This window comes from Phocaeicola fibrisolvens, from assembly GCF_025567125.1.
Lineage (GTDB): Bacteria > Bacteroidota > Bacteroidia > Bacteroidales > Bacteroidaceae > Phocaeicola > Phocaeicola fibrisolvens.
Genome location: NZ_JAOQJI010000015.1, coordinates 34,826 through 49,678, shown reverse-complemented (window position 1 = coordinate 49,678; position 14,853 = coordinate 34,826). Strand labels below are relative to the sequence as shown.

General features: G+C 46.3%; 11 protein-coding genes. 4 read left to right on the top strand and 7 right to left on the bottom strand.

Features of this window, described 5'->3' with window-relative positions:
• Positions 1-299: 299 nt before the first annotated feature.
• From OCV81_RS08335 to OCV81_RS08325, 3 genes are read left to right on the top strand one after another with little or no spacing between them, the layout of a single operon-like run.
• Positions 300-959, top strand: a complete 660-nt coding sequence (locus OCV81_RS08335; RefSeq protein WP_148329650.1) for an RNA polymerase subunit sigma-70 — start codon at positions 300-302, stop codon at positions 957-959.
• The gene (locus OCV81_RS08330; protein WP_148329620.1) at positions 952-1,644 is read left to right on the top strand and encodes a DUF3307 domain-containing protein; all 693 of its coding nucleotides are present in this window, start codon (positions 952-954) and stop codon (positions 1,642-1,644) included. Before OCV81_RS08335 ends, OCV81_RS08330 begins: the two co-directional genes overlap by 8 nt.
• A 3-nt stretch (positions 1,645-1,647) precedes the next feature.
• Positions 1,648-4,542, top strand: a complete 2,895-nt coding sequence (locus OCV81_RS08325; RefSeq protein WP_148329619.1) for a TOTE conflict system archaeo-eukaryotic primase domain-containing protein — start codon at positions 1,648-1,650, stop codon at positions 4,540-4,542.
• Between the two features lie 175 nt (positions 4,543-4,717).
• On the opposite strand, the gene dnaK is transcribed toward OCV81_RS08325, so the two are convergent.
• The 3 genes from dnaK to OCV81_RS08310 form a co-directional block, all read right to left on the bottom strand.
• Positions 4,718-6,640 (bottom strand): molecular chaperone DnaK, encoded by a 1,923-nt coding sequence (gene dnaK / locus OCV81_RS08320; protein WP_148329617.1) that lies wholly within the window; start codon positions 6,638-6,640, stop codon positions 4,718-4,720.
• Positions 6,641-6,830: 190 nt separating this feature from the next.
• On the bottom strand, positions 6,831-7,910 hold the full coding sequence (locus tag OCV81_RS08315; RefSeq protein ID WP_148329616.1) for a PspC domain-containing protein: 1,080 nt from the start codon (positions 7,908-7,910) through the stop codon (positions 6,831-6,833).
• Positions 7,911-7,922: 12 nt separating this feature from the next.
• Complete coding sequence (locus OCV81_RS08310) at positions 7,923-8,252, bottom strand: PadR family transcriptional regulator (RefSeq protein WP_148329615.1); 330 nt, start codon at positions 8,250-8,252, stop codon at positions 7,923-7,925.
• Between the two features lie 170 nt (positions 8,253-8,422).
• Between OCV81_RS08310 and OCV81_RS08305 the strand changes: the two genes are divergently transcribed.
• Positions 8,423-8,920, top strand: a complete 498-nt coding sequence (locus tag OCV81_RS08305; RefSeq protein WP_148329614.1) for a GNAT family N-acetyltransferase — start codon at positions 8,423-8,425, stop codon at positions 8,918-8,920.
• A gap of 53 nt (positions 8,921-8,973) precedes the next feature.
• On the opposite strand, the gene OCV81_RS08300 is transcribed toward OCV81_RS08305, so the two are convergent.
• The 4 genes from OCV81_RS08300 to OCV81_RS08285 all read right to left on the bottom strand — a co-directional run bounded on the left by OCV81_RS08300 (position 8,974) and on the right by OCV81_RS08285 (position 14,842).
• Positions 8,974-9,606 carry a lysine exporter LysO family protein gene (locus OCV81_RS08300; RefSeq protein WP_148329613.1) on the bottom strand — a complete coding sequence of 211 codons (633 nt, stop codon included), beginning with the start codon at positions 9,604-9,606 and terminating at the stop codon, positions 8,974-8,976.
• Positions 9,603-9,881, bottom strand: coding sequence for a LysO family transporter (locus OCV81_RS08295; protein ID WP_072543019.1), 279 nt, complete (start codon positions 9,879-9,881; stop codon positions 9,603-9,605). Before OCV81_RS08295 ends, OCV81_RS08300 begins: the two co-directional genes overlap by 4 nt.
• A gap of 545 nt (positions 9,882-10,426) precedes the next feature.
• Positions 10,427-11,716, bottom strand: coding sequence for a TolC family protein (locus OCV81_RS08290; protein WP_148329612.1), 1,290 nt, complete (start codon positions 11,714-11,716; stop codon positions 10,427-10,429).
• Between the two features lie 36 nt (positions 11,717-11,752).
• The gene (locus tag OCV81_RS08285; protein ID WP_148329611.1) at positions 11,753-14,842 is read right to left on the bottom strand and encodes an efflux RND transporter permease subunit; all 3,090 of its coding nucleotides are present in this window, start codon (positions 14,840-14,842) and stop codon (positions 11,753-11,755) included.
• Positions 14,843-14,853 lie beyond the last annotated feature (11 nt).

Genomic DNA, 14,853 nt, shown 5'->3' with positions numbered 1-14,853 from the left:
CCTTTTGCATCATCAAAGAGTGCAGATTCCATACAGTATTAATCTTTGCTATCGCAATCGGATATTTTTGAATATGCCCCACCAAAGTTTTGGCTATCCGATAAAACTTTTTAAAAGTAAATCAGGTAGAAGGAAAAACGAAGTAATTTTCTTCCTACTCGATTATAGGTTATATTGTATATAAACCACAATTATAGATTTATCCATCTATATTTTTCAATTATAGATTAAATAATCTATAATTTTTGATAGAATAAAAGAAAACTCATACCTTTGTCATTAAATCAATGACTAATAATATGTTTGCAACAATTTCAGCGGATATAGTAGCATCCACTTCCTTGTCTGTGAATGAAACTATAAGATTAAAGCAAAGGATAGAATCATTATTTGGCTTGCTAAAAGTGAGTTATCCTGATTTTGAAGGTCGCCAAATAAAAGGGGACTATATAGAGTGTGTAATGCAAAATGTATCAAACGTATTCCGGATAGCCTTTATAATCAAATCCTGCATCAAATCTTTTTCCACAGCTAAAAATGAAAAGACGAAAAATTTCCATACATACGGAATACGGATAGCCATTGGTATCGGAGGTATGAGAATAGTGAATACCGAACAAGGCATTTGGGATGGTGAGGCCATATATCTATCAGGACGTGCGCTTGAGGAAATGAGTTCCCTGAATAAGGGAACGATGTCTGTTCATACAAGTAAAAAGCAATTATCTGCTCCTTTGCAAACTATAGCCCTATTGACCGATGCCATATTAAATGATATGACTATGCGCCAAAGTGAAGTTGTTTATTATAAACTACTTGGTTTCAAAGAGGCAGACATTGCCAAGAAACTAGGTATATCCCAAGCCAGTGTAAATAATGCTTCTACAGCTACAAAATGGTATTGTATAGAAGAATCCATAAAATATTTTGAACAGATAAATTTTGAAGAATATGAATAGTTGGTTGTTTTTAAGTCTGTTATTGGCACATGTTATAGGTGATTTTTACCTGCAAAATGATAAATACTGTGCACAGAAAGAGGAAAGGAAATTTAAAAGTTGGTTCCTGTATGTGCATTCGCTTATCATAGGCGGGGTGTCATGGGCAGCTGTTCCTGTTTGTGAATTCAGATTTTATGCCCTTGCCATTGCTTTTTCTCATCTGGTGATAGATGTTATCAAAACATATAGCCCCAAAGGATTATGGAATTTTGTGATTGATCAGATTTCTCATTTGGCGATACTGATTATAGTAACATTTTCCTTTGACACTACAACAAAGTTGCCAATCCAATCGATGGATTGCAATGGCAGCTACTCTATACCTCTGTTCATATTGGCGTTACTATTGTGCATCAAGCCTGCAAACATCCTGATTAAGTTGGTCTTAAAGAAATATCAAGTTGGAGAGACACAGTCTTGTGAAAATATCAAAAATGCAGGAGCGTTAATTGGTAATTTAGAGCGTATTCTTACAATCATATTCGTTATCATTGGACAATATGAAGCAATCGGTTTTATCATAGCGGCAAAATCCATCCTTCGATTCAAAGACACGGATACAGCAAAAACAGAGTATGTCCTTGCCGGAACGTTTCTAAGTTTTGGAATTGCATTGCTGTGTGGTTTAATGGTAACAAAATAACAGATGGACAGTTTTCAAGAGAAATACAATGTGCTTGTCATAAAATACGATGCCCTGCTTGCCGAAAATGAAGAACTGAAGTCAATACTTTCACAACATGGTATAGTGTATTCCTCCATCAAACGTGACGATGAAAGCACAGCATTTTCTTCCATAATATACCCTCCAATCAAACTATCTCTTGATGAGAAAATTGCATTGTTCCGTAACTTTTTCAAGGGACGAGATGATGTATTTGCACGACGATGGTTCAACAAAACCACAGAAAAAGGTGGTTACCAACCTGTATGTATCAACGAATGGCGCAGAGGAATATGTGACAAGAAAAAGCATAAATGCGCAGAGTGTCCTAACCGCAATTTTGCCCCGTTAACCAATCAAGACATATACCGACATCTGGAAGGCAAGGATGAGAACGGATGCGATGTTATCGGTCTGTACGTCGTTACTTCTGATAATAAATGTTCTTTCCTGTGTGCTGATTTTGATGACAAAAATTGCACTCATGGATATAAGAACGATGTTTTGGCATTTATTTCCATTTGTAGAGAGTGGAGAATTCCGTTCAGTATAGAACGCTCACGTTCTGGCAATGGTGCGCATGTGTGGACTTTCTTTAATGAACCCATACCAGCCTACAAAGCAAGGAAATTAGGCAATACAATTCTTACAGAAGCCATGAAGCGCAATGGACGGATTACATTCGATTCATACGATCGCTTCTTTCCCAATCAGGATAAAGTACCGGAAGGTGGATTCGGCAATCTCATTGCGTTACCATTGCAGGGAAAAGCCAGGAAAGCAGGAAACAGCGTTTTTGTAGATGAGCAGTTTCTTCCGTTCCAGGATCAATGGACATATCTATACAATGTAAGAAAAATAGATGAAGGTACCGTAGATACATTATTGATACAGCATCAGCAAGAAGATTTTGGGACATTAGCTACTTCTTCGGAAAATAAACCGTGGGAAATACCAGTCATACAGGATGTGACCCAGGAAGACTTTAACGGCAGACTTATAATACATAAATCAGACAGGATATATATTCCTTTAAAATCTATTTCAGATAAGGTTAGTAATCATTTGAAACATATTGCGGCGTTCAAAAATCCTGAATTCTACAGCAAACAGGCGATGCGTATTTCCACATATAACATTCCTCGTATTATCTGCCGTGCAGATTTTACCGATGAATATCTTGCAATGCCTCGGGGGTGTGAGGATGCCATTATCAACATGCTGTATTCCCTCAAAATTGATTATGAAATAGTTGATAATACAAATTATGGTAAACCTATTGGCGTAACATTCAAAGGAAAGGAACGCGATGAACAGTTGGACGCTATCAATGCCCTCATGCCATTTTCCAACGGTGTGTTGTCTGCAACGACAGCCTTTGGAAAGACTGTTACAGCCGCGGCTCTGATTGCCCGAAGAAAGACAAATACACTTATTCTGGTACACTCCAAGGCATTGCTTATGCAATGGCATGAACGCCTGTCAGAATTTCTTGACATAGATTTTACAGAAGATGAGATTTCCAAGAAACGAGGCAGGAAGAAGGCATTTTCTCCAGTCGGGTGTCTTGATTCTACCTCTAACACGTTGCATGGTGTTATTGATATAGCCCTTATGCAGTCATGTTTTGAAAACGACGAAATCAAACCTTTTGTAAAAGGATACGGGATGATCATTGTAGACGAATGTCATCACGTATCTTCCATTACATTCGAGAATGTATTAAAACACGTTACGGCACATTATGTCTATGGACTTACTGCCACTCCCATCCGCAAAGATGGTTTGCAGCCTATTATCTTCATGCAATGCGGTCCGATTCGTTTTTCTGCCGATGCCAAGGCACAGATTCAGAAGCAGTCGTTCCAGCGCTATCTTGTGCCGAGATTTACATCTTACAGACCTGTTACCGATGATAAACAATCGTTTACGGCACTATCACAATCCCTCGCTGAATCGAAAATACGGAATAATCTTATAATAGAGGATGTTCTTAATGTCGTGGCTGCAGGCCGAACACCTATAATACTTACTGCCAGAACTTCTCATGTAGAATTGCTTGCCGAAATGTTGAAGCAGCATGTAGCCAACATCATACAACTCACAGGAGAAGGGACTGCAAAAAACAAGAGAGAAACGCTGCAAAAGTTACAGGATATACCCAAAGATGCCCCTCTTGTAATAGTAGCCACGGGAAAATATGTGGGAGAGGGATTTGACTATCCACGACTTGATACACTGTTTTTGGCACTGCCAATCTCATGGAAAGGATTGGTGGCACAATATGCCGGACGTTTGCACCGTGAGAATGAGGGGAAAAAAGATGTCCGTATTTACGACTATATTGATATACACGAACCTGTTTGTGAGAGCATGTATCGTAAACGCCTGAAAGGATACTCTGCCATCGGTTATCGTGTACTGTCAAAAGATAATCCGACATTGTTTGATGACACAGAAAACTTGCACACATCGTCATGTGAAGGACAGATTTTCAATGGCAGTACGTTCCGCTTGGCATTTATGGAAAATTTGAAAAGTTCAAGACAATCTATTGTCATATCCTCTCCAAGACTCTATCGTACAGAACGAAACACATTTGTTAAAACACTCAGAGAGTTTCATGCGAGTGGTATTCAAGTATCAATTCTCACATCAGAGGAAAACAGTCAGACGGATTATCTAAAAAGTTTGGGATTATATGTAAAGATTGTACCGAAACTATCCTTATCCTCGTGCGTCATAGATAAGTCCACAGTCTGGTATGGCAGTATCAATATACTTGGCTATGTAACAGAGGAAGACAACATTATTAAAATCACAGATGTGAAACTTGCAAATGAGCTACTTGATGTCATTTACGATAGCGAAAAATAGGGGAATGCAAATAAGTAGAATTTAGTTTCACATTATCTACTTTTTTGTCTTGTCGCAAATAAGAGATAAAAAAGCCTATAGAAAACACATAGAAACCATGAACCCTATAAACGCAAAAAGCGTGCAACTCGTTGAGCTGCACGCTTTTTGTTTATTATTTGTTTACTTATCGGAATCATTTGACTTCCTCGAAGTCAGCATCCTGTACATTCTCATTGTTCTTGCTGTTTGAACTCTGACCGTTGTTTGCCTGACCAGCATTAGGACCTGCCTGAGCACCGCCTTGTGCACCAGTCTGAGCGTACATTTCTGCACTTGCAGCCTGGAAAGCGGTCTGCAATTCAGCGCTTGCTGCATCGATACCAGCCAAATCCTGAGCCTTGTGAGCATCTTTCAGCTTCTGGAGGGCAGCTTCGATAGGAGCTTTCTTGTCAGCCGGAATCTTATCGCCAAGATCTTTTAACTGATTTTCAGTAGTAAAGATCAAGCTATCTGCCTGGTTCAACTTATCGATACGTTCCTTTTCCTTCTTATCAGCTTCTGCGTTAGCTTCAGCTTCAGCCTTCATACGGTCGATTTCTTCCTTGCTCAAACCAGATGAAGCTTCGATACGGATGGCCTGTTCCTTACCTGTTGCCTTATCCTTGGCAGATACCTTCAAGATACCGTTGGCATCGATATCGAATGTAACTTCAATCTGAGGCACACCACGACGAGCCGGAGCGATACCTGTCAAGTTGAACTGACCGATTGACTTGTTCTGAGCAGCCATCGGACGTTCACCCTGCAATACGTGGATGGTAACTTCCGTCTGGTTATCAGCCGCAGTAGAGAAGACTTCACTCTTCTTGCACGGAATAGTCGTGTTGGCATCAATCAGCTTGGTCATTACTCCACCCATTGTTTCAATACCCAATGTCAACGGAGTGACATCCAGCAATACGATGTTACCTACACCGGCTTCCTTGTTCAAAACGGCACCCTGGATACAAGCACCTACGGCTACTACTTCATCCGGATTTACACCCTTAGAAGGAACTTTGCCGAAGAAGTCTTCAACCAGCTTCTGTACAGCCGGGATACGTGAAGAACCACCTACCAAGATGACTTCATCGATATCTGCGTTGTTCAGACCTGCATCGCTCATAGCTTTCTTACAAGGTTCCAAACAAGCCTGAATCAGGTTGTGAGCCAAAGCTTCGAATTTTGCACGAGTCAATGTCTTCACCAAGTGTTTAGGCACACCGGCAACCGGCATAATATACGGCAAGTTGATTTCAGTAGAAGTGGAAGAAGACAATTCAATCTTTGCCTTTTCAGCAGCTTCCTTCAAACGTTGCATAGCCATCGGATCAGTAGTCAAGTCGGCACCTTCGTCATTCTTGAATTCCTGAACCAACCAATCGATGATTACTTGGTCGAAGTCATCACCACCCAGGTGAGTATCACCGTTAGTTGACAATACTTCGAATACGCCACCACCGAATTCCAGGATAGAGATATCGAATGTACCACCACCAAGGTCGAATACGGCTACCTTCATATCTTTGTTAGACTTGTCCACACCGTAAGCCAATGCAGCTGCAGTCGGTTCGTTCACGATACGTTTTACATCCAGACCGGCAATCTGACCAGCTTCCTTAGTGGCCTGACGCTGAGAGTCTGAGAAGTATGCCGGAACGGTGATGACAGCTTCAGTGACTTCCTGACCCAGGTAATCTTCAGCAGTCTTCTTCATCTTCTGCAGAATCATGGCTGAGATTTCCTGCGGAGTGTACAGACGTCCGTCGATATCTACACGCGGAGTATTGTTGTCGCCTCTTACTACTGAGTAAGGTACACGAGCAATTTCTTTCTGAACCTGATCGTAAGTTTCACCCATGAAACGTTTGATAGAATATACCGTACGTTTCGGGTTTGTGATAGCCTGACGTTTGGCAGGATCACCTACCTTACGTTCGCCACCGTCAACAAAACCTACAACTGAAGGAGTGGTACGTTTACCTTCGCTGTTGGCAATTACCACCGGTTCGTTACCTTCAAATACTGCAACACATGAGTTTGTTGTTCCTAAGTCAATACCAATAATCTTTCCCATAATTGTATCTATTTTTATTATTATCTAATCAGTTAATTCTGTAGCGCCGAAGCGTTACGCCCTATAAAAGACAAATCTCATGCCAGAAGAAAAAAAAGTCCGGGCCAGCATTTTTTTCTGACACGGACTGCCATTTTGGCCGTTTTATGTGACATTCTTGTCTCCAGACACACTATGGAGACTGACAAAATCAGAGGAACTCTCCCCAGAAAGGAACAGTCTGAAGGGGCTCCGAGAGGAAAGGCACCTGGAAGAACAACACAATTCCTACAGCCAGGGCCACCATCCACAACAGCACCAGCACCACTTTAGCGGAGGTACCCATGGGCTTCCAGCTTCCAAACGACTGCATGACGGCCTGAATCAGTCCGGCAATGGGAATACCCACCACCAGTAGTCCGCACACGGTCAATCCGACAATCACGCCCGGAATGGCATGCACACCGCTCCAGTCCACCCAAGGCAATATATTATATATAAAGGTAGGCAGGTTCACAATCACCCCCGTGGCAGCCATCAGCAAGGCAGACAGTACCACCAAACCGACCAGCAGGAAGGGCGCACAGCAAATCAGCAACAGTACCAGACACAGTTTCAGTAGGAAGCCGAACACGGCCACCACTCCGTTTCCCAACTTCTGCAAGGCCGAACGGGGCTTCTCGGAATGTACGTAGTCGTTCACTTTCTCAAAACCGTCGGTCACCGTGCGTCCGATGTTCTCCACATTGATAGGTTCCCCCCGCATCTGCAATTTCTCCGTAGCCGTTCGTGCCAACGGAATGATAATCCAGGCCAGCAGATAAGCCAAAATCAATCCATGAATCAGGAAACCGGCCAGGATAAAGACGATACGGGTCCAGGTCACGTCCCAGCCGAAATAGGCTGCAAGACCGGATACAACTCCACCCAAGACACGGTCGTCCGGGTTACGGAACAAACGACGGCTGGTTCCCGTCGATTCGCTGCCATAAGCCTTCTCGCCCGAGGCGGATGCGTTTTCCTCCTCCCCGTCGTTCAGCTCTTCGGGCTTGCCCATACGGGCAATGACCTCTTCCACCTCTTTTATCGTAATCACCTGCAAGCCGCCGCGCAAGGCTTCGTCAAACAGTTCGGCGATGCGGGCTTCCATGTCGCGCACAATCTCATCCGCCCCTTCTTCCTTGCGGAAATGATAGCGGAGGTTATTCAAATAATTATCCAGCAGGATATAGGCATCCTCATCAATGTGATATACGGTGCCTCCTAAATTTACAGTCAGTGTCTTTTTCATGTCATGCAGGTTTTAAATGTTCTTTCTTAAATGGTTTACCGTGTCGGAAAGTCCGTCCCAGGCACTTTCCAGTTCTTTCAGGAAATTCTCTCCTTCCGGAGTCAGTCCGTAATACTTGCGGGGAGGTCCCTGGGTAGACTCCACCCACTCGTACGACAGGAGTCCGTCGTTCTTCAGACGGGTCAGCAACGGATAGAGTGTGCCTTCCACTACAATCAGCCGGGCCTCCTTCAGCTTCTGGATGATGTCGGAAGAATAGGCAGACTCCCGGTGCAACAGCAGCAGGATGCAGTATTCCAGCATCCCTTTGCGCATCTGTGATTTTACATTGTCTACATTCATTTCATCTCATTTATCTTGTATGACACAAATATAGGTTTTATCTAGATACTATGCATTGCAAGGTATTATAATTTTAGAACATTTAACAAGATTCTATCTCCATAAAAGCAAAGCAATCGAAAGAAAAAGTACTTTTGTAGAAAACACACTTATTTTATTACAAAACGCCTATGTTTAATATCAGAAAAGCGACAATCGAAGACATTGAGATTATCCGGTCACTGGCCAAGCAGACCTTTCCGGTCACTTACCAGAAGATTCTGACCCCGGAACAAATTGATTACATGATGGAGTGGATGTATTCCGCCGAGAGCCTGAAGAACCAGATGGAGAAGGAGCACCACATTTACTACCTCGCCTACGAGGAGTGCGAACCGGCCGGCTACGTGTCCATCCAGCAGGAAGGGCCCGACCTCTTCCACTTGCAGAAGATTTATGTGCTCCCCTACTTCCAGAAATACAAACTCGGACGGCAACTGTTCAAGCAGGCCATCAAAGGCATCAAGGAACTTCATCCCGAACCTTGCCGGATGGAACTGAACGTGAACCGTCACAATCCTGCACTGGGATTTTATGAGCACATGGGCATGAAGAAGGTACGCGAAGGTGACTTCCCCATCGGCGAAGGGTATTACATGAACGATTACATCATGGGGCTGGACATCTAAACGGACTGCCCCGTTCTGTTCATCTCTTTGCGCAGCAAGCAAGAATCAGGTTCTTACAGCTTGCAGAACAAAGAGATGAAAAACGGAACGGACATATCTACCAGGATGCCATGGAAAATGGCAATCGGCACCACCTCCTTGCCGGATACCCGGATGATGGAAGGCAGGGCCACATCGACAGAGGTCACCCCGGCCACCGAGATAGGGGCCAGTTTCCCGAAATACTTGCAAATCAGAGGGGCTCCCACCAGCGCCACGAGTTCGCGGATGACATTCGTCAAGAGGGCGATAGTAGCCAGTTCCGTGGCCAACTGCGTTCCGATAACCGGGGCCTTCAGCTCCACAATCAGAATGGAGGCCAGGGAGTAATATCCCAGCCCGCTACCGATGGCCATGCAGTCGAACACGCTCCAGCGGGTCAGCAGCACACTGACCAAGGCAGAGAACAGCAAGGTTCCTCCAATCGTAGCCAAAGGAATCAGCAGCATCTTCCACCGGAAACCGTGAATCAGCGCCTTGAAATCTTCGCCTCCTCCAATGCTGATACCTACCTGAAACATCAGGGCATACAGGATATACAGCGACAACTGGTGCATATCTCCCATTTCCCAACCGGACACATTCCACACGTAACCCAACAGACAGCCCATGAAAAACATGGACAGTACCAACAGACTTCCTTTCATTTCTCACCTCCTTCCTTGAAAAACCACAGATACACCAGCCGTGCCAGTAGCACGCTTCCCGTAATGCCGGCCACACTGAGCAGCAGGGCCTGTCCGCCAAACGAGCCCAGATTCTTCACAATCAACGGGTTATAGCCTACGGAAAGTCCCAATACAAACAGCATCAGACAAATAGTGACTGAAATGGTCTGATTCACTTTCTTCAAAAAATCACACGTACGAAGGACATATCCCAACAGGACCCCTGCCAGGACAGTCAAGATAATACTCCACATAACAAATTCGAAATTAAAAGTTCATAAGCAATTTCTACCACACGTCAGGAAGACGCAACTTCCTGTCTTACAAACTTTCGTGAAGGAATCCGCTAAACCAATGTGCACGTGACAGGCGCAGGCGGTACATCGCCGTACCCGCTTTCCGCTGAATGATCTTATGTGCTCCGTACACTTTCATACTTTTATTATTCTCCAAACTCTCCCTATGATATAAGAAAAACGTCTGCCCACCTTCTATGTTTTTCAGCCCGAAAACGTATGTTTCCGCTCCCGGAGCCGTATGTTTCCCAAATGGAAAACGTACGTTTCCCTCATGGGAAACATAAAAAAGACCTCGAAGGCAGTCTTTCTTCTCCAAAGGATTTTTTATTTTATGTGGCGAACCTCTTCGCAAACAAGCGGTCCCATCCGCTCCCACTGGTTCTGAATCACGGTGCAAAGGTAACTCATTTTAAATTAATATGCAATTAATATGCAATATTTTATAAAGAAAGGCCGCCAGAAGTACTTCCAGACGGCCTTTTGCACCAAGAAAAAAACAATCAACGGCGCCCCGTGACTTGCAGATATTCCCGTTTCTTCAACTCATAATTTGTATAGCTTTCCACGTATTTGTCACAGCTTTGCTGAAACAAGGTCTGCGCATCAAGCAAATCACTCATCGTACAAGTACCTGACTTGTAATAATCGGTGTTCAAACGCAGGTTCTCCGTGGCCTGATCAATGGACAGACGAGCGATTTTTATCTGCTCGTAGGCCTCATTCACCCCGTTCCATGCATTTTTCATGCGGATAACCAACAGTTCTCCCTGGTCGGCCAACTGGTTTTCCGTGTTCTTCACCTGGAGCTTCTCCTTCTTGAGGGCATGGCTACCTCCCCACCATCCGGTCAGAGGCACGGTCACCGTGGCAAACCCCACCCAGAAGCGCTGGTCTTCCGGCAAGAAGTTATGATACACATACCCTCCGCCAATGGCCACCGTAGGCAGATTCTTGCCCAACTCCATCTTGTATTGCAGACGGCTGGCCTTCACATTCTGTTGTAACAGGGCATATTCACTGGTCAGTCCCAAGGCCGACTCCGGGTCGCAGTAAAGACTGTCCGGACAGGAGGGCAGCTGGTCGTCGACGGCAAAAGCCACCGCCAGGAAATCGGAGCCAAGGCCCGTATATTGCGCCAGCATGTTCCGCGAAAGGGACAAAGCGTTCTCCAGTTGCAGGCGGCTGCTTTTGGTCTCGTTCCGGCGAAGCTGCACCTGCAACAAATCGTTGCGTGTCACCACGCCTGCCTCCACCGAGGCCTCCACATCGCGCAAGATACGATCCAGCTGCGTTTCCACCTTACCCAAAGTCTTGAGTTTCTCCTGCAGAGTGACCACTCGCCAGAAATACTGCTCCGTGGTCAGTGTCACTTCACTGTCAGAGAGGTTCCGTTGCAAACGCTTCACCTCTACCCCCACTTTGACCAACTGGTTTCCGTTCACAATCTGCCCGCCAGTAAAGAGCGGCAGGGAGGCGCTCACTCCTCCCGCAATTCCGTTCTTGAGCATGGACATGTGCATGTCCGGAGCCATATCCATCTGCATCAGTCCTTTATCCGCCATAAAGCCGGTACCCGCCGCCATGACACTCGGAAAATAATTGGTAAACGCCTTCTTCTTGTCCTGTCGGGCCATTTCCAGTTCGTTACGGGCATTCTTCATCCGCACATTGTTTGTCAAGGCAGCCTGAATACATTCATCCAAGGTGTACGCTTTCTGCCCGAAGGCCAGATTCACACACGCCCCACCTATCAATAGAAAAGCTATGATTCTGTTTCGATTCGTTTTCATAATGATTCTTCTTTATCTTGATTCCTAATCGCCTTGTCAGGCATTTTCCAAGGCCTCCAGCCGGGCACGTTTTTCAGAGCTTCCCCTGAAAATCAGCAGATAAGCCACCGGAAGCACCGTCAGCAGGAAGAGCATGGTAATCAGCGTACCGTAGCAAATTACCGTACCCATCGGCATCCAAAGTCCGCTCTTGCCCAATATCATCGGAATGACTCCCATGGAAGCCGCAGCCGAAGTCAGGAAGATAGGCCGCATACGGCGACGGGCCGAATGATAAATGGCATCGCGCACACAGAGTTTCTCCGTAGCCCGCAATTCCTCGGCATAGTCAATCATAATAATACCGTTACGCACGATGATACCCATCAGACTGATAATACCCAACGTACAGGTCATACCGAAATCCACTCCCTGAATCAGTACACCCACAGCCGTTCCGAACAGGCAGAGCGTCATGCTGGCAAAAATCAGCAGGGCAATGCTGATGCGCCGGAAATGGGCCAGCAGAATGAAGAAGATGATGAAAGCAGCAATGGCCAGCGCTCCCATGATGGGAGGAAGATTCTCATTGTCCTGCTCGTCGTCACCTCCGTAGGCCAGCGTTACTTTATCCGGCAGAGGAATAGCTGCCACATTCTCTTTCACTACACTCGTCAAGGCGGCTACGTTCACGTCACGACGCACATCGGCCATCACCGTAATCGTATAGATACCGTTCCGGCGGACCAGCTGTCCGTCTTTCACGGAAGGTACCACTTCCGCTACCTGACGCAAGGGCACCTGCGTACCTCCCAACACCGGAATCAGTTCGTTTTCCAAATCGGAGAAATCGGCACAGTCGGCTTTCTCGCTCTTCAATGTCACGGAGATGTCATAATCGCCTTCCCACACACTGGCCACCTTCAGTCCGTCGCCGTAGCGCATGGCCAGCGTGGTTTCCAGCTGGGCGTTCTGGATGCCCAGGCGCGAAGCCTCATCTTCTTTCAGCACCACCTTGGCCGAAGTCTGCGGCTCACTGAAATTAGTCTGCGCCAGCCGTATCTCGGGCATCCGGCGCAACAGGCTCAGGTATTTTCCGGCTACAGTCTTCAATGAATCCAAGTTCTCGCCGCTCAGACGGAGTTCAATCGGATAAACTGCCTGGCTGAAACTGATTTGCTTGAACCTTACCCGCACGTCGGGAAAGGCATCGGTGTAGCGCGGAGAATATTCATCCAGCAGTTCCACGGTTTCCTTGTTATCCTTCGTGTTCACAATCAGCTGGGCATAGTTGGTTCCTCCCAGCTGAGGGGCGTATGCCGTATGGAAACGGGGTGAAGAACAGCCCACAAACGAAGTGACGGAAACCACTCTCGGGTCCTTACGGAACACCTGTTCCATCGTATCGGCCGCCCACGCGGTCTTTTCCACCGCCGTTCCCGTAGGCAGATAAATCTCTACGGCAAACTGGTTACGGTCGGCCACCGGCATCAGTTTCTGCGGCAATTTTCCCATCAGGAAGATACCTATCACGACAGAAGCCACTCCCCCCATCAGGGTGATGTAGGGATGCGCAAAACATTTGTCCAACAGTTTGTTGTAATAGGTCTGCAGAAACTCCATAAACGAGAATCCTTTTTTGTGCGAAGGCACCGGTTTCCGGATGAACCAGAACTGCATGAACGGTACCAACAACATGGCCACCACCAAGGAAATGCCCAGAATCAGCGAAATGGACCAAGGGAAGCTCAGCAGGAAGTCGTGTATCATGCCCGGAATCACAATCAGGAAGGGGAAGAACGTGATACTGATGGCCAGCGTAGCCGAGAAGATGGATTTAAAGAAATGCGTGGCACTATAAATGGACGCATGCCAGCGCGACATCCCCTCTCCGATTTTCTCCAGATAACTGTCGATTATGACGATGGAATTGTCCACAATCATTCCCAAGGTCACAATCAGGGCTGCCAGCGTCACGGTGTTCAGTTCGATGCCAAAGGCATAAAAGAGTCCCAACGAGATAAAGATGGTTATCGGAATGGTGGAAGCGGCTACCAGTGCCACCCGTAACGGCAACAGCAGCATCACCACAATCACCACGGCCACAATGGCGATAACCAGCTCACGCAAGAACGAATTGACACTGTCGCCCACCACCTGCGCCTGGTCCGTGATGCGGTACATGTTGACTTCCGAAGGCAGTTCCTTCTTGAACTCTTCCAGCACCTGGTTGATGTCATCCCCCATCTGCACGATGTTCTTGCCTTTTTTCATCTCCACACTCAGCAAAATGCATTTCGTGCCGTTGTTCTTGATGTAACTGTCGGCATGAGGGTATTCCTTCACCACACGGGCCACATCCTGCAGGCGTACCACATTGCCCGAGGGATCACTGTACACAATCTGCTGCTGCACGTCATAGAGCGTGTTGAACGTCTTTTCCACGTGTACCGGCAAGACATACTGAGGAGTCTGTATGCGTCCGCCGGTGGTCACAAACCCCTTGGCAAACAACTGTCCGGCGATGAGCTGCTCGTTCAGTCCGTAATGCGACAGACGCTCCGGATCCAGGTAAATGGAAATCTGTTCCTGTCTTTCTCCGCTGACGGTCAGACGTCCCACACTGGGAATACGGCGCAACCGGTTTTCCAGTTCATCCATGTAGTCCGACAATTCCCGATAGGTCTTGTCCTTGCTCTCCATGGTAATCAGCAGTGCCGAAGTATCGCCGAAATCATCCATCACCTGCACGGCCAGCACATTCGGAGGCAGCTGCGACTTGAACGCGGCCACTCCGTGCTTGAACTTGCTCCAGAACTCATCTTTGTTGTTCAAGTCATCATTCAGTTCCACCTGCACAAACACGATTCCGTCGCGGGTGGTCGAAAAAGTCTTTTCCTTCTTCACCTCCTTGTAGGTAAAGATATAGTTTTCCAATGGCTTCGTCACCTGTTCCACCATCTCATTGACCGTGTTCCCGGGAGCCACGGCAATCACCATTCCCTGACGTATGGTAAAATCCGGGAACTCATTTTTCTGCATTTGCGGCAGACTGTATATGCCGAATGCCACCAGGCAGCATGTCACCAGTATCACAATCTGGCGATAATGCATGGCCCACTCTACTATGTTCCGTTTCTTTTCCATGTGCTTTACCT